This window comes from Jatrophihabitans telluris, assembly GCF_023516435.1.
GTDB classification, from domain to species: Bacteria; Actinomycetota; Actinomycetes; order Mycobacteriales; family Jatrophihabitantaceae; genus Jatrophihabitans_A; species Jatrophihabitans_A telluris.
In genome coordinates this window covers 1,181,592-1,197,492 of the sequence record NZ_CP097332.1, presented here as the reverse complement: position 1 = coordinate 1,197,492, position 15,901 = coordinate 1,181,592, and the positions used below count along the sequence as shown (strand labels likewise).

Genomic DNA, 15,901 nt, shown 5'->3' with positions numbered 1-15,901 from the left:
TGGTTCGCGAGAGTCCGCTCCAGACCGGCGGTTGACCTGACCTATCGTTTGGGTTCCAGTCCGGGTCGCTAACTTGCGGCGGGGATGGGTTGTTTTTCGGACTGTAGTTCGTATTCGATCGGGGTGCGGTAGTCGAGTGCGGAGTGGCGGCGTCGGCGGTTGTAGAAGATCTCGATGTAGTCGAAGATCGCGTTGGCCAACTCGAGCCTGGTCTTCCACTTGCGGCGGTCGAGCAGTTCGATCTGCATCGAGGACCAGAACGATTGTGAGACTTTCAGCATGCTGCGCGGCAAGGTGGTGCTGGCTGACGTGACCCACAGAATGACCGACCCAGCTGGTGTCCTCATTACGAGATATGTCCGCCAGCCGCACCGCCGACCTCGATGGCTTGCGAGCTGGTTTCGGCGTGGGCCGGGCGCAGCGGATCGAGCTGTTCGGCCGCAGCGGTGTCCGGCGTGTCGGTATTGAGCGCAGCGACGGGCCGGTCGCGCCTTACCGCGGCGGGGAGAACCAAGCTGGATTGGCCCCGGTGGCAGTTGTGTCGAAGTCTGACCAGCTACCAGCTGATTCACACGCAATGTGGATCGTCTCTCGCGCGGTTTCGTAATGATGGAAAGCGAGACAAGAGTTCGATCCTGGCGCCCATACAGGCTGGTCGTTCTGGCCGACGAGACGTGAAACTTCTGTGGTTGTGTGGCGCGACAGGTCGTAGACGAACACCTGAGATTGTCCGTACGGATTCTCCTTGAACGCGTCGTATGCGATCAACTTCCCGTCCGGTGACAGCGCAGCGTCAGACATTGTCGTTCCTTCTGCTCCCGGAACGTGGGTGCGGTTCCCGGACCTGAGATCAATCGTGCAGATTTGGGCTGGCTGACCCTTGGGTCCAGCGCACTGACCGGCGATCACGTCGCCGGTCGCATCAACGGCGATCTGCTGGACGTCGCGAGCGAAAGTCAAAGGACGAACGTCGCTTGGGTGCGCGAGGGGGAACTCAAAAAGCTCATACGGACTCACAGTGCCGGTGGATGAGTCGATCATCGACGTCTTAGTTCGCGCGACAAAGACAGCCTTGCTCGATGCGGCGAACGCGACATCCTCGTCAGAGAACGACGCACTTGTCGGGAACGTCAACTGCTGGACGACATCTCCCCCAAAAGACACCTCGTAGATACCGAACGTCTTGGCATTGGGGGGCGACAGAGGCGAGATCATGTTGTCCGTCCCAGGCACCACGATCGGGGTGATGGTGCTGCCCGTTCCGCCGAGACGCTCGCGGTTGGTGCCATCAAGATGCCACGAATAGAGCGTCGGTGACCCGGCTCCGGTATCGATCGTGAGGAGAAGGTCGTTCGCGAGCGCCTTGGGCAGTTGCGCGGCCGATGGTGACGGCGCGGCGACCGAGGAATGGCCGGTCGCCGATCGGCCGGCCCGGGAAGAGCCGACAGGCACTGGGGAGCTCGAGTGCGAAGCCGCCGGAGACGGATCCGACTTCATCGCCGACGCCATGACGAAACCGACCGCAGCGACAGCCAGCAGGACCGTGAGCACACGAATTGCTCGTTGGGACAGATGCCTCGGCGGCGTCACCCAACCACCGACCACACCCAGAGCGACTCCGACCAACGCGGCCGTCGCGGCGATCAGCAGGCTTGCGCTCACACGGCAAGTGTGACCTGCCATTGGAGATCGTCGCCACCTGAGTTACCTGAAACCGCGATGCGGGGGCGACCGAAGGGTTTCTGTAAGGACAGGTGACACCAGCCCCGTTCGAGTCCTCATTTTGGCGAGAACGTAGGCAGTGGTCACAACCAACCCGGCGCTGACGTTCTCACCCGCCAACAGGGGCAGCGTGCACATCTTGACCAGCGCCTCGCGGGCGGAGTTCGCGTGCAGAGTGCACATCCCTGGTAGCCCGGAGTTGAGGGCGATGAGCAGGTCGAGGCATTCTTCCTGACGCACCTCCCCCACGACGATTCGATTCGGGCGCATCCGCAGGGCCTCTTTGACCAGGCGCCGCAGCGGAATCTCGCCGGTTCCTTCGAGACTGGCCTGGCGCGTCTGCATGGAAACCACGTCGGGTAGGGCGTCAAGTCTCATGGACTCTAAGCAGAGCTACCAACCCGAGTGGCTACCGTTTGTCCTGATCCTCGGCGGGGTGACTCTCGCGCTGGGGCTCGTTCTGCTTACTTTGCTCTAGCGCGCCAGGTCGCAACGACACGTATGGCAACCTTCGTGGGCATGTCATAATCGAACAGGTGAGCGAAAGCCAGGTAACTGAGTGGCTCCCCAACATCTGCCCTAACGGGCACCGGTTGACGGGTGGCAAGACTCTGGTTGCCCGGCTTCCCTGTGCTTGCTACCCCGGCAGAGCGGGTCATCGCACGGTCACGTGCCGGACGTGTGGCGCTGTGTGGTCTCATCCGCCGCACACCGACGACAGCAAGTCGTCCCAGTATTGGCAGTGACGGGCTTTAGGGTTGCGGCATGGCATGGGATTGGCTTGGCACGGCTACAACCGGCGTGGTCGGTATAGCGGGCATCGGTGGCACCCTGTGGGGATCACTGAGCCAAAATCGCAATGCCCGCGCGATGGCTCGTGAAGAGCGGCAAGAGAAGCGCAAGGAAGCGGCGTACTACGAACTGCTACTCAGAGTCGATGAGGCAGACACGTGGGCGTTTCAGATCGTAAACCGTAAGTGGTACGACAAACCGGAGAACGAGCACGTGCTCACGGTGGCTGATGTCCCCGATATGCCTGCAATCCGTCGAAAGACGATCGCCGATCGGGGCGTCTTGAGTGTGAACTGGTCTCGCCGCGTCACTCAGATTGTGGACGACATTGGCGTAGAGCTTGAAGTGATCTGGCGCGCGTTCATCCAAAACCGTGCGGCGGCAATCGAAAGGCTGTCCGGAGACCCACAATCGTACGATGTTGTGAAGCTGGCTGCGGACAGCAACGTCGCCCAACAGAAGATCATTGAACTGACTCACACGATACGAGAGCAGATAGCAAGCGAGCTTGAGCACAAGGACGATGGCAAGGCGTTGAAGAAGTAGGCTCGCATCACCAAGACAGCACGAAGCCCCTGCCAAGTGACAGGCAGGGGCTTCCATGCGTGGAGCTACTGCGCTGCGTGGTACGCCTCTTGGATGTCCCTGGACACCCGTCCACGGTCTGACACGTGAGCGAAGCCGTTGGCGCGTGCCCACTCCCGCATACTCTGCAAGTCCGCGCTGCTGGACTTCTTGGCAGCGGTACGCCCGACACGAGCCGTACCCGTCCCGCCACGAGCCTTGCGCCCGTTGTCGATGTAGGGCTTAAGTGCCTTGGCGAGCGCGTCACGGTTGCGCTTGTTGAGGTCAATCTCGTAGGTCGTGCCCTGGAAGCTGAACGTGACCGTTTCAGCGTTCTGCGAACCGTCAATGTCGTCAGTGAACACGAATGACTTAGCCATGGTGAACCTCCAAAAGAAAAGTGTGCCTAACCGAAGTTAAGCACACTCGCGTTTTTGAGCAAAATGGTTACGTAGTAGGTAGCGCCTCAGAGTCATCAGGCGCGGCGTCAGTTGAGTCATCAGCCGGTAACTCAGCATCAGTCTCAGAGTCGGCATCCACCGTGGCAGAAGTAGACGTGTCCACGCTTGCAGCTTCCACTAGCGGCAGTCCGTTGCTAGATACCGGTGCCTTGGCAGGGTCGGCAGGCGTCACAGCCTTGCGAACCACGGCTGTACCGGCGACCAAAGCTACGAAGTCGATAGCGCGGTTAATCCACGTGGTGACCTCAGCCGACACGTCCGGTGTAATCCACCCGTACGAGACAGCGACCTGTAGCACCACCGCGAGGAATGCCACCACGGCTACTCGCTTGAGGACAACCTCACGGGCGATCTTGGAAACCTCTTCGGCTTCATGTGCAAACCTAGCCATCACTTGACCCCCAGAACGCTCTTGAGGTTCGCCTGACGGCTACCAACCTCAGCCTTGAGTACGTCGCGCTCACGCGCGTTGACGATGCGGGTCTTGTTGCCGATGCACAGGGCACTCTTCTGCGAGATGCGCCAACGCTCAGTTGTGCTGATCGGAACGAACGCCAGTTCTGACACTGCGTATACCGGACCCTTCGGACCTACCCTAATTAATTCGTACATGCTGCTTCCAATTGTTAGAGGTGTTGAGGATGTGCTTGCAGCCGTATCGAGCGGCTTGCCTGCGAATACGTCGGCAATGCCCTCAAGCGCTGCCAGGTTGCTTACTGAGTCGCGGTACAGGCTCAGGTGGATGTGCCACAGGTGGGAGTCGTCCCACTGGTCAAGACCTTCGGAGTGATTCGCAAGGTCGAAATTGTGCGTCTGCGTGCCGTTAGTCGTGCCACACAGTTCACGCACTGCCGCTAGTCGTGGATCGTGTGCCTTGGCGGCAGCGATCAGGCGAGCGGTGTACTTGATCATGTCGGCTGGTGGTCATGACACGTCCAGTGCGGGCGCTGCCCACGCATCACCGTTGAGGTCTCGCGGCAGGCTGCGTGAGTAGTCGTTTGAAGGCAGCACCGAACGCGCGCGGTGGTAGCCGTACGTGTGCGCTGAGTCGCCCAGGATGCCGGACAGCGCAGCACTCGGTACCTCAGCCTTGATGATTTTCGTTCCGTGCAGTGTGATTCAAGTTCTCGTATTGCATGCTTAGCTATTCGTATAAGGCGATCAGTGCAGTATGCTTAGCTATTGGTATTCGATCTGAGGCAGGTATGTACGTATCTGCACCAGCGCTTTTAGTATGCGTGCCTGTGCTTCTAGTAGTTGTGGCTTGGTTGTGGGGTCTTGGTCGCTCATTAGCACTTGCTCTATGTATCTCTGCACGTCTTCCACTGTTTTGTTCATCTGTTCTGCTACTCTCTGGCTATGACTGATCCGCGTTCTGCTTGGAGCACATTCGTTGCGTGGCATCGAACTGAGAAGCTTTGGCAGGACATCTACACACGTGCTGTGTCTGCTCTCATCGTTGCCGCTGCCATCTACGTCTTTGCTGTACTGAGTGGTTACGTGAGGGTGCATCCGTCGGTAATTGGGTCGGCGTCTTTTCTAGTATTAGGCATCTTTGCAGGTAAGAAGCTGCCCGGCTTTCTGCTGAGGCATCCGAAGATCATCAAGGTACTAAAATTTTTTGCGCTGGTTTCACCGGTAGTTGGGGTTTTCTATTGGCTAGTTCCACTCATATTTCATTGATGTACCTAGCCTTCAGTTGCGCGTCGACGAACGGGCTGCTCAGGTCGAGCCGACGCCCGGACACACGCAGCATTCGTTCGACGAGATCGGCGACCTCGGCCGTCGTCAGGATCACCGTGGTCAGCTCGGATCGACCTCGCCGCGCGACGAAGACCCGGCCTGGATCGTTGATCCAGATCTCCTCGACGACGGGGTCGTCCAGCAGCGGCTGCAACGGGCCGAACCCCGCGACCTGATCGAAGATGGACTGGGCCGTGCCGCGCGGGTCGGGTAACGCCGGAAGCGCCGAGACCATCGCTCGATCTTGATAGTCGGCCACGACCTCTTCCACCAAGCGGCGCGCGACGTCGGGTTCGCGAACGGGGTCGAGCGAGCGGCGGCGGACGAGTTCGCGGACCTCGCCATCGACGATGTCGAGCGCAGACGTCATGGCACGAACCTCCGATCACTTGGTTCAAGAGTGAATGGAGGACGAGCCTAACCAGAGGCAACCACGCTTGTCCGTCGTTTCGGATACCTGTGGACAACGCGGTCGGCTGTGGATGGCTATGCCGATCAGTCAGGCCGATCAGGCGGCGCGATCAGTCAGGCGTGATCGAGGCGGCCCCATCAGGCAGCCGGATCAGGCAGCCAGGGACTCCAGCGCGGCGACTCGCCGGGACGATTTCATGCTGACGAATCCGGCGATGAACGCGCAAAACATCAGCGACACCATCAGCGTGGCCATCGGCCGTAACGAGTGATAGCCGAACAGCCCGGTGAGTGGCGTGACACAGGCACCGACCAGGAACGCCGATCCGCCTTGCAAGGCCGAGGCGGTGCCGCGCGCCCGACGTCCGGCGGCCTGCGCCAGGGTCATCGACGAGGGGCCGATCATGCCCATCCCGAAGGTCAACACGCACAGCAGAGCCCACGGCACGATCAATGACGGCACCCGCGAAGTCCCGAGCAGGGCGACGATGATCAGGCCGGTGGTGGCGGTCATGCCGAAGCTGAGCCCGACCGAGCGCATCCAGATCGGGCCGAGTCGGTGCACGAGGAAGCGATAGGTCAGGCTGCCACAGATCATCGCGATCGCGTTCACGGTGAACACGGTGGCGTAGCGACCCTGTCCGATGCCGTAGACAGTCTCCAACACGAACGCCGATCCCCCGATGTAGGTGAAGAAACTGGCCGTGGCCAGGCATTGGACGACGACGTTCTGCGTGAACGCCCAGTCCCCGGCGAGGTCGGCCATCCGGCGTCCGGTCGCGCTGACCCCACTGCCGTGGCGCTGATCGGCCGGCAACGTTTCGGGCACCCCGATCCATACCGCGACGAACATCACGGCTCCCAGCACGGTCACGAACCAGAAGACGGTTCGCCAATCACCGAAGCCCAGAATGACCGCCCCGATCGAGGGAGCGATCACCGGCGCGATCAGGTTGATCGAGGACAGCGTGCCGAACTTCCGGGCCGCATCCTGACCCTGCACGCCGTCGCTGACCACGGCACGTCCGACGGAGACCCCGGCTCCGGCGAGCAAGCCGTGCAGCAGGCGAGCGCCGACCAGCAGCTGTGCGTCGACGGCCGTAGCGCAGACCACGCCCATCACGGTGAATCCGGCCGTGCTGATCAGCAGCGGAAGGCGTCGGCCCAGGCCGTCGGACAGCGGGCCCGCAAGCAGCTGACCCAGCGCCAACCCGACGATGTACATCGTCACCGTCAGCTGCACCATGGGGGCGCTGGTGTGCAGGGACCGTTGCATCGCAGGCAACGCCGGCAGGTAGGTGTCCAACGCCAACGGTCCGACGCCGGTGACCAGCACCAGCGAGGCGAACGCGGGTGAGCGTGGTAGCCGAGGGTGGAAGGGCAACCGAGCGGACAGCAGGGCACCGGGCGAGGACACGGTTATGACTCCGAAACGACGAGGCGGGTTGGGCGCCCCGACCGACTCCGGGAGACTCCGGGAAGGCTCCCTACGGTGGGACCGGTCCCAGACTACCACCGCGAGCGGATGAGGCAGAATCGGGCAATGCCCAAGCCACCCACGATTCGTGACGTGGCTGCCGAGGCGGGCGTGTCCCGTTCCACCGTGTCGCGCGTGCTCAACGGAGCTGTACTCGTCAAACCTGAGGTGGCCGAGGCGGTCCGGGCCGCCATGGAGCGGATCCGCTATGTCCCGAGTCACAGCGCCCGGAGCCTGAACACCCGGCGCTCGGGCGCGATCGCCCTCGTAGTCGCCGAAGCACAGGAGCGCCTCTTCGAAGACCCCACCACGAGCACGCTCGTCCGCGAGCTCAACGCCGTGCTGCCCGAGCACGAGCAGACCCTTTACCTGACCTTGGCCGACGACGACCGTTCCCGGCGATCGGTCGTCGGCCAGCTCCGTAGCGGGCTGCTCGACGGCATCATCCTGACCTCGACGCACGGCAACGACCCGATCTACCGGATGTTGCTCGACGCTCAACCCACCGCTCCGGTGGTCGTCTTCGGAGCCCCCTTCGGCGACGGGAGAAAACTGCCCTACGTCACCGTTCGCGATCAGAGCGCGGCCCGGCAACTGACCCGGCACCTGATCAGCACCGGGCGGCGGCACATCGGCATCATCGCCGGACCGCAGGACACCGGTGGCGGCCGCAAGCGACTGCTGGGCTTTCGAGCCGCCTTCGACGAACAGACCGCTGCCGCCGGCATCACCGCGCACGAGGCCCTCACGGACAACTACTCCTGGGTGGAGGGCGAGCGGGCCATGCGTCAGCTCCTGGACCAGACGCCGGAGCTCGACGCGGTGTTCGCCGCCTCCGACCTGTTGGCCAGCGGAGCCCTTGCCGTGTTGGACCGTGCCGGCCGCCGAGTGCCGCAGGACATCGCACTGGCCGGGTTCGACGATTCGGTACTGGCCCGCCAAGCGCGTCCGCAGCTGACCACGGCCCGCATTCCGTTCGACCGGCTCGCCGCTGCGCTCATCGAGGTTCTGCTTGCCCGGATCGAGGGCCGTGACGTCGAGCCCGTCACCGTGGATTGCACTCTCGTCCTGCGTGAATCGACCGCCGTCGGGGACGTGACCGCGGCGGACAGCAAAGCCTCGGGCTGAGCGCGCCCTTCGGGGAGGGTGTGTACCGACATCGCCCGATGTGCGGCCCAGCGCCGCCGGTGACCTCCGTCACAGACCGCTGAGGCTCGACTTGTAAGCCCTTTAGTTTCCCCCCATCGGCGCTCACGGGGACGCGCCGGAACAAGTGCTGCGGGGGCTCACATGTTCAGTTCGTCGGTGGATGCTGCGCGCCTTCGCGGCCGGCTCGGCGGACTGGTGTGCCTCGCGCTGGCGGCCACCTCCCTCGCGCTGGCGCCGGGCAACCGCGCCGAGGCCGACACCGCTCCACCCGTCACCCAACCGGCCACGGTCAGTGCCGACCGGCTGCCGACCGTCCAGATCAACGGCGTCGTCTGGGCGCAGGTCACCGTCGGCAATACCGTCTATGTCACCGGCAGCTTCAGCGCGGCGCGTCCGGCCGGCGTCGCCCTCGGAGGCGCGGGGTCGGTCACCCGCTCCAACCTGCTGGCCTACGACATCAGAACGGGGCTGCTCAATACGAGCTTCGTGCACACCCTGAACGCCCAGGGCAGATCGATCGCCGCCTCGCCGGACGGTTCACGCGTCTACGTCGGTGGCAGTTTCACCAGCGTCGACGGCGCCACCCACAATCGGATCGCCGCGTTCGACACGGCGACGGGTTCCCTGGTGAGCACCTTCAATGCCTCCCTCAACAACCCGGTCATGGCCCTGGCCGCGACCAACAGCACCGTCTACGCCGGGGGGAGCTTCACCACCGCCGACGGCAACGCCCGCGCCCGGGTGGCCGCCTATACCGCCACCGGCGGCCTCACCACCTTCAACCCGGGCGCCGACAGCACGGTCAACGCGATGACGCTCACCGGGGACCAGACCCGGCTCGTGCTCGGTGGATTCTTCAACACGCTCGCCGGTATCAGCGCGGTCGGCATGGGCGCGGTCAACGCCACGACCGGTGCCGCCCAGCCGTGGGCCGCCAACACGGTGATCCAGGACAGCGGGAACTCGGCCACAATCTCGACGCTGGCCGCCGACGCCAATCTTGTCTACGGCGCCGGATGGTTCTTCACCACCGGCGGGAACTTCGAGGGCCGGTTCGCCGCAAACCCGGCCACCGGCCAGATCGTCTGGATGAACAACTGCCACGGCGATTCCTACAGCGTCTACCCGATCGGGCCGGTGCTCTACAGCGCCAGCCACGAACACGACTGCTCCGACCTCGGTTCCTTCTCCCAGGACACCGCCGGAGTCTTCGGCGCCACGAAGCACTACGTCGACGCCGAGTCGATCAACCCGAGTGGCACCAGCACCCGCCATCCCATCTACCCCGGCGGGAACGGGCCCGGGCCGGTCTACCACGACTTCGCCGGCCAGCCCGCCGGAAGCCAGCTCGACTGGTACCCCACGCTGACCCAGGGCAGCTACACCGGGCAGTCCCAGGCAGCCTGGTCGGTGACCGGCAACAGCAGTTTCGTCTCGGTCGGCGGCGAGTTCCCGACCGTGAACGGCGTGGCCCAGCAAGGACTCGTCCGCTTCGCCGTCTCGGCCATCGCGCCGAACAAGGTGGGGCCCAACACCGCCGCCAGCCTGACTCCGAGCGTGGTCTCCCAGACCTCAGGCACCGCGCGAGTCGCGTGGCAGACCACGTGGGACATGGACAACACCAGCCTTTCCTACGCGCTCTACCGTGACAACGGCGCCACCCCGATCTTTCGCACGACGGTTGGTTCCACCTTCTGGAACCGGCCCAATCTCGGTTACCTCGACTCTGGCCTGAGCCTCGGATCCACTCACAGCTACAAGCTCACGGTCACCGATCCCTTCGGCAACTCGATCACCTCGGGATCCGGCTCGGTCACCGTCGGTTCAGCCGCGAACGGCGAATACCAGAACCTCATCACCTCCGACGGAGCGAGCCACTACTGGCCGCTGTCGGAGGCCGCGGGCACGACCCTGACCGACCGGGTGGGCTACTCGGACCTGAGCATCACCGGCGCGGTGACGCTCGGGTCGCCCGGTCCGATCGCCGGCAGCGGTGCCTCGGCCGCCTCGTTCGCCGGGGGCGAGACCACCCCGGCACCCACCGGCCAACCGGGACCACCGCCGTCCCCGGTTCCCAACGACACCGCGGGCACGGTGGGTCAGTCCAGTCCGGCAGGCGCGTTCACCCTGGAGGCATGGGTGAAGACAACCTCCAACGCAGGTGGCGCGATCCTGTCCGAGGGCCTGTTCCGCAACACCGACAGCGCCGCGATCGACAAGGTGCTTTACCTCGATACCGCGGGCAGACTGCACTTCGGCGTACAGAACAACACGGTGAAGCAGACGATCGGCAGCAGCGCGTCCTACAACAACGGCCTGTGGCACCTGGTCGACGCCACGCTGTCGGGGACGAGTGCGAGCCTGTACGTCGACGGCGTCCTGGCCGCCGCCGGTTCGATGACCGACGACATCGCGTTTCCGGGCTACTGGCGCGTCGGCGGGGACAACCTGAACGGCTGGATCGCCGCGCCGGGCGGCAACTATCTGCCGGGCACGATCGGATCGGTCGCGACTTACGGATCGGCGTTGGCCCCGGCGCAGGTGGCCACCCACTACGCGAGCGGGTCCGGGACGGTCGTCGTCACCAACCAGCCCCCGGTGGCGGCCTTCGGCGCGTCGTGCACGGCACTGACGTGCAGCACCGACGCGTCATCCTCCGCAGACCCCGACGGCACGGTCGCCACCTACGCCTGGAGCTTCGGCGACGGCGCCGTGGCGACAGGCGCGACCGCCGGCCACACCTACGCCACCGCGGGCACGTACCCGATCACCCTTACGGTCACGGACAATTCCGGTGCGAGCAACAGCGTCACCCACCAGGTCAGCCCGGCCGCCGGAGTTAGCGTCCTGGCCGACGACGAGTTCGATCGGACGGTCGCGTCCGGCTTCGGCACCGCGGAACCTTCCGGCGGCGACTGGACCCAGACCGGCGCCGCCGACCTGTCGGTAGCCCCCGGAGCAGGCAGGATTTCCCTTCCGGCAGCAGGGCGATCCGGTGCGGTGCTCAACGCCGTGTCGTCCGACTCGGTCGATCTGCGCACAACCGTGTCCCTGGCGACGCTGCCCACGGGTGGCAGTGGCCTCTACTTCTACGCCGTCGGCCGTTACGTCAGCGCGACCGAGCAGTACCTGGCTCGGGTCCGGGTGCTCTCGAGCGGCGCCGTGGTGCTCTCGCTCTCGAAGTACGACGGATCGTCCTCGACCGAAACGGTGCTGGCCGCGGAGACGACCGTGGCCACGGTGACGGCCGGGGCCGCGCTGGACCTCCGGGTGCAGGTCAACGCAACCTCGCCGACGACCATCCAGGCCAAGGCCTGGGCTGATGCAACGGCCGAACCAGCAGCGTGGGCCAGGACGGCGACCGATTCCGCTGCACCGCTGCAGACCCACGGCTCGATCGGAGTGCAGGCTTACCTGTCCGGTTCGGTGACCAATCCCCCGATCGTCGCCTCGATCAGCCGCTTCACCGCCACCACGCCCTGAGCGAGTGCGGGCGCCGGTTCCGGTGCCGGCGCCCGCGGAGCGCCACATCCCGGGCCCGGAGCACGCCAGGCACCGGGTCCAAACGACTCACGCCCCGGCGGAGGGCCGAGGCGTGAGTCGTCATGGATTTCCGTGCTGATCGGTGGAACTTCGTCCTTCGCCGAACCGCGTCAGCCGATCGCGGCCAAGCTGGGGACGAGCACATTGGCCTTCGGGGTGCCCAGGCCGGTGGCCGGGTCCCAGCCGGGTCCGGCGGAGTAGCCGGGGATGGTCTGGTCGCCGTAGAAGGTGTTCGTCCCGGTCGTGATGTCGTGATACTCGTTGCGGTACACCGACTTGAACAGGGCCAGCTTGTACAGCGAGTCGTTGATCGCGCCGAGCCGGCAGTGGTTCAACTGATCCGCCAGAGCCACCAGACCGGCCCACTGCGGCGAACCGGCGCTGGTGCCACCGAAGATGTAGAAGCCGGCGTTGTCGCCGCCGAGCACGCCCCAGTACACGAGCACGCCCGTGTCGATTCCGGCGTTGTAGCTGATGTCAGGGACACCGCGTGACTTCAGGTGCAGCGACTTCTGGTAGTGGGGCGTGCCGTAGATGGTGGAGAATCCGCCACCACCGCCGGCCTGGTAGCTGGGCTCGTTCCAGGTCGTCTCGCTGATGTACTTACCCGTCACGCCGTCGGCGTTGAGCAGCGTCCCACCGACCGCGGTGACGTTCGGATCGGTCGCCGGGCTGCTCGCCGCCTTGAAGTAGGCCGTCGAGTTCGGGTCACACACGGCCTGCGCGGCACCCTGGTCGCCGGAGGACGCGAGCAAGGTGATGCCCATCCGCGTCGCCTTCTGGAACAACGTGTGCTGGGCCGACTCGATCGCGGGGTCCACGCACTGCTCGGCCTCTCCGAAGCTCTGGGAGATCACGTCGCCGAGGTTGTGATCGACCGCGTACTTGGTCGCCGACAGGATGTCGGGATCGTTGGACGTCTTCGCGAGGACGAGCACGATCTTGGCCTTGGGGGCGATGGCGTGCGCCCATTCGACATCCAGGGTGATCTCCCCGGACCAGCCGACCTGCAGGTCGGAGCCGTCGAAGGGGGTCAGGCCGTCCGGGGCGACCTGCGTGAACGACGGCGGTGCCGCAAGGGCGAAGTGCTGGTCGAATGCGGCCAGGTCAGCCTCGATCGTCGGGCTGGAGAACGCGTCGACGATGACGATCGTGCGACCAGCGCCGCTGAGCCCCGCCTTGCCGAGCGCGTCGACGCCGTAGGCCTTGCGGATCTGGTCGGGGCCGTAGCAGTAGGCCGGCGACGCCGTCTGGCAGCTAAAAAGCGTGCTGGGATCCTGATGCGAGTGTGCGGCCAGGCGGTAGTGAGGGTGCACTCCGACGGCCGGGGTCTTCTGTCCGGCCGTCACCGCCTTGTGAACCACGGCTGGGGTGCCGGCCGCTTGCGCGGCCACGGACGTCGTGCCGGCCAGCAGGGCGGCCGTGATGCCGACCGCTCCGAAACCGGCGATCAGGCGGATCTTGGACCGTTGTGCTCGTGCCACCATCGTGCGCGCTCTCCCTTTGATGGAAACGTCTTACGACGGCACGGGACTTGTGGTCCGCGCCGACGGCTGTCCGGGTCACCGACCGTCGGTGACGAACCGGGCCGGACGTTACTACCAATTCGGACTCGAAGGGAAGAGCGGAAACTCAGGTGTAACCCGTGGCCTCGATCGAGTCAGTACCCCTGGTCGGGCAACGACCCACCGCGACCGCGGCCGTCGACCTCGGTATCCGATCCCCGGTACTGCCCTCGAGAGCGGCGCATCGAGTCGGCTTCGATGAGTCGGTTGAGCGTCTGCTGGATCTCGTTCGCACGGGGGATGTTGACCAAGGTCTCTTGGCCGTGCTCGCCGGCAGACTCGATCGTGAGCGAACCGGAGCGAACGACGCGGTCCCAGATGGACTGTTCGTAGGCCACGTCGTTGATGCGGGCCAGGGTGATGTCACGACCGACATGGTTGAGCACGCCGCGGCGGATCAGCACCCGGTGGCTGGTGATGACGTAGTGGGTGGAACGCCACCGCACCACCGGTATGAGCACCAGCCAGACCAGGAGCAACAGCGCCAGCACGAGGACCGCGATCAGCACCGCTTTGTGAGCACCGGGATGGGCGTTGGCATCGGGCAGGAAGGCCAGCCCCACGCCGGCCGCGGCACAGATGACGATGAAGGAAGCGACCGCCGGCACCAGCGTTATCCAGTGCGGATGCAGGTGCTCGACGATCTCCTCGTCGTCGGCCAGCAACTTGTCGGGGTAGGCCACCTGAGCGCTCCTGACGCCGGGGCGGACGATGTCCAGCCCGGCTTCCTCGTCATGTCCCGGGCCATCCGGGTTCGCCCAGACTAGCGGGAAGGAGCTCGCAGATGGGTGATGTCACCGGCGCCGATCGCCCTGATCGAACCGGCCGAATCGCCCGAACGCCCGGAGCCGGACACACCGATCAGCAGCCGGCCGTCGCTGTCGATGCCGGTGGCCGTGCCTTCGATCGTCTCGCCGGGGAGCTCGGCCCGCACGAGTGTGTTCACGGTCGCCGATCGGGCACGGTAGTCCTCGGCCACGCCGCTGCGTTCGGCGTCCCCACCGGCCTCCTCCCAGGTGGTGTAAACCAGCCGGAACTGGTCGAGAAAGGTCAGCAGCAGTTCCTGCCGGCCGGAGTGTCTGCGGGCCAGTTCGACGCCTTCGAGGTCGAGCGAGGTCGCCGTCGGCACGGGCAGTTCGTCCCGGCGGGTGGAGACGTTCACGCCGATGCCCACGACCGCGGCCGGCCGGCCCGCTTGCGAACCGGCCAGCATGGCCGCCGTTTCGGACGCCGATTGCACAAGGATCCCGGCCGCCTTTCCCCCAGACGGCATGACCAGCAGGTCGTTCGGCCATTTCAGCCGGGCCTGGTCGCCGACCGCGCGGGCCAGCGCCAGTCCGGCGAGCAACGGAAGCCAACCCCAGCGTGGGCGATCGGGTCGGGGGCGCAGCAACAGGGAAAAGGTCAGCCCCGCTCCGGGTGGTGATTGCCAGCCCCGATCGAGCCGGCCTCGCCCCGCGTGCTGGAGTTCGGCGACCAGCACCAGACCGGCGGCCTCGCCTGCCTGGGCCAGCGCAAGCACGTCAGCATTGGTGGAGCCCGTCTCGCCGACCGTGCGAAGGCGCCAGGACGGGCCCGCCAGCTCACCGAGTTGACCGCCATCCAAGGGATCCCGCAGGTTCGGCATGGCTGCATTCTGGCCCATCTCGGTCAGACCGTTCTGTCGGACCGTTCACAAAACCGGCACTTCGGCTTGGCGAGAAACCTACGCAAGCGTAGGTTCGGTGAATGACGAGCTTTCCAGCGCCCGGAGAGCATTCGCCGTCGGAGTTGCTGCACGAGGTCCAGGCAGTCTTCAAACCGCGGATGCGCGGCTGGCTGCATGCCTACGCCGCTCTGATCTCGATCGCCACCGGCCTGACCCTGGTCGTGGTCACCGCGGCCCTTCGTGGCGGCAACGCCGGCTGGTCGACCACCGTCTACGCCCTGACCGTGACCCTGTTGTTCGGCACGTCGGCGCTCTACCACCGCCTGCCCTGGGGACCCACCGGACACTCGGTGATGAAGCGGCTGGACCACTCGATGATCTTCGTGTTCATCGCGGGCACCTACACCCCTTTTGCTGCTCTCACCCTGCCGCGGGCGTCCTCGGTCGCGGTGCTGGTGGTGGTCTGGAGCGGTGCCCTGTTCGGCGTCCTGCTGCAGAGCGCGTGGCCGGACGCGCCGCGGATCCTGTCCGTCCCTCTTTACATTGCCTTGGGCTGGGTCGCCGTCTTCGTCCTGCCGAGCCTGCTTCACCACTTCGGCGTGGCCACCCTCGTGCTCATCTCCGTGGGCGGGATCGTCTACACCATCGGCGCTCTGGCCTACGCGTTCAAGCGGCCCAACCCCTACCCCGGCACGTTCGGTTTTCACGAGGTGTTCCACCTGTGCACACTCGTGGCGGCCATCTGCCATTACATCGCGGTCTGGCTCGCCGTCTTCAGCTGAGCCGAGCTCCCTTGACCGGGTCCGACCGGAGCGGGTTTGCTGCA

The 15,901-nt window shown here is 65.2% G+C and carries 13 protein-coding genes and 2 pseudogenes; 5 read left to right on the top strand and 10 right to left on the bottom strand.

The annotated features are described in order from the left end of the window. Positions 1 to 68: 68 nt before the first annotated feature. From M6D93_RS05710 to M6D93_RS05700, 3 genes and pseudogenes are all read right to left on the bottom strand, one after another. Positions 69 to 266 (bottom strand): annotated as a pseudogene (locus M6D93_RS05710) (IS3 family transposase); the annotation flags it as partial. A 226-nt stretch (positions 267 to 492) separates the two neighbouring features. Beyond that, positions 493 to 1,662: a hypothetical protein gene (locus M6D93_RS05705; protein WP_249773399.1), complete on the bottom strand. Its 1,170-nt coding sequence runs from the start codon at positions 1,660 to 1,662 to the stop codon at positions 493 to 495. A gap of 138 nt (positions 1,663 to 1,800) precedes the next feature. Then, positions 1,801 to 2,085: pseudogene (locus M6D93_RS05700) on the bottom strand (ATPase, T2SS/T4P/T4SS family); the annotation flags it as partial. A 402-nt stretch (positions 2,086 to 2,487) separates the two neighbouring features. Between M6D93_RS05700 and M6D93_RS05695 the strand changes: the two are divergent. Next, entirely contained in the window at positions 2,488 to 3,060 is a 573-nt protein-coding gene (locus tag M6D93_RS05695; protein ID WP_249773397.1) for a hypothetical protein, read from the top strand. Between the two features lie 65 nt (positions 3,061 to 3,125). Here the strand turns inward: M6D93_RS05695 and M6D93_RS05690 are convergent, their stop codons facing one another. Next, complete coding sequence (locus tag M6D93_RS05690) at positions 3,126 to 3,458, bottom strand: histone-like nucleoid-structuring protein Lsr2 (protein ID WP_249773396.1); 333 nt, start codon at positions 3,456 to 3,458, stop codon at positions 3,126 to 3,128. A 471-nt stretch (positions 3,459 to 3,929) separates the two neighbouring features. Then, positions 3,930 to 4,451 (bottom strand): hypothetical protein, encoded by a 522-nt coding sequence (locus tag M6D93_RS05685; protein WP_249773395.1) that lies wholly within the window; start codon positions 4,449 to 4,451, stop codon positions 3,930 to 3,932. A 447-nt stretch (positions 4,452 to 4,898) separates the two neighbouring features. Here M6D93_RS05685 and M6D93_RS05680 point away from each other — a divergent pair, with 447 nt between their 5' ends. Further along, positions 4,899 to 5,222 carry a hypothetical protein gene (locus tag M6D93_RS05680; protein WP_249773394.1) on the top strand — a complete coding sequence of 108 codons (324 nt, stop codon included), beginning with the start codon at positions 4,899 to 4,901 and terminating at the stop codon, positions 5,220 to 5,222. Here M6D93_RS05680 and M6D93_RS05675 read toward each other — a convergent pair. Together M6D93_RS05675 and M6D93_RS05670 are read right to left on the bottom strand one after the other, a co-directional pair. Then, the gene (locus M6D93_RS05675) at positions 5,209 to 5,652 is read right to left on the bottom strand and encodes a hypothetical protein (RefSeq protein ID WP_249773393.1); all 444 of its coding nucleotides are present in this window, start codon (positions 5,650 to 5,652) and stop codon (positions 5,209 to 5,211) included. The genes M6D93_RS05680 and M6D93_RS05675 overlap by 14 nt on opposite strands. Before the next feature lie 192 nt (positions 5,653 to 5,844). Next, positions 5,845 to 7,110, bottom strand: a complete 1,266-nt coding sequence (locus M6D93_RS05670) for a multidrug effflux MFS transporter (RefSeq protein ID WP_249773392.1) — start codon at positions 7,108 to 7,110, stop codon at positions 5,845 to 5,847. A gap of 126 nt (positions 7,111 to 7,236) precedes the next feature. On the opposite strand from M6D93_RS05670, the gene M6D93_RS05665 reads away from it, so the two are divergent. Both M6D93_RS05665 and M6D93_RS05660 read left to right on the top strand, forming a co-directional pair. Next, positions 7,237 to 8,298 carry a LacI family DNA-binding transcriptional regulator gene (locus tag M6D93_RS05665; protein ID WP_249773391.1) on the top strand — a complete coding sequence of 354 codons (1,062 nt, stop codon included), beginning with the start codon at positions 7,237 to 7,239 and terminating at the stop codon, positions 8,296 to 8,298. Positions 8,299 to 8,475: 177 nt separating this feature from the next. Beyond that, a complete protein-coding gene (locus M6D93_RS05660; protein ID WP_249773390.1) occupies positions 8,476 to 11,802 on the top strand; it encodes a PKD domain-containing protein in 3,327 nt (1,108 codons plus the stop codon). 170 nt (positions 11,803 to 11,972) lie between these two features. Here the strand turns inward: M6D93_RS05660 and M6D93_RS05655 are convergent, their stop codons facing one another. The 3 genes from M6D93_RS05655 to M6D93_RS05645 all read right to left on the bottom strand — a co-directional run bounded on the left by M6D93_RS05655 (position 11,973) and on the right by M6D93_RS05645 (position 15,054). Continuing rightward, complete coding sequence (locus M6D93_RS05655; RefSeq protein ID WP_249773389.1) at positions 11,973 to 13,349, bottom strand: S53 family peptidase; 1,377 nt, start codon at positions 13,347 to 13,349, stop codon at positions 11,973 to 11,975. A gap of 173 nt (positions 13,350 to 13,522) precedes the next feature. Further along, on the bottom strand, positions 13,523 to 14,110 hold the full coding sequence (locus M6D93_RS05650; protein WP_249773388.1) for a PH domain-containing protein: 588 nt from the start codon (positions 14,108 to 14,110) through the stop codon (positions 13,523 to 13,525). Between the two features lie 80 nt (positions 14,111 to 14,190). Next, the gene (locus M6D93_RS05645) at positions 14,191 to 15,054 is read right to left on the bottom strand and encodes a biotin--[acetyl-CoA-carboxylase] ligase (protein WP_249773387.1); all 864 of its coding nucleotides are present in this window, start codon (positions 15,052 to 15,054) and stop codon (positions 14,191 to 14,193) included. A gap of 179 nt (positions 15,055 to 15,233) precedes the next feature. Between M6D93_RS05645 and trhA the strand changes: the two genes are divergently transcribed. Next, positions 15,234 to 15,857, top strand: coding sequence for a PAQR family membrane homeostasis protein TrhA (gene trhA, locus M6D93_RS05640; RefSeq protein WP_430667217.1), 624 nt, complete (start codon positions 15,234 to 15,236; stop codon positions 15,855 to 15,857). The last annotated feature ends 44 nt before the right edge of the window (positions 15,858 to 15,901 follow it).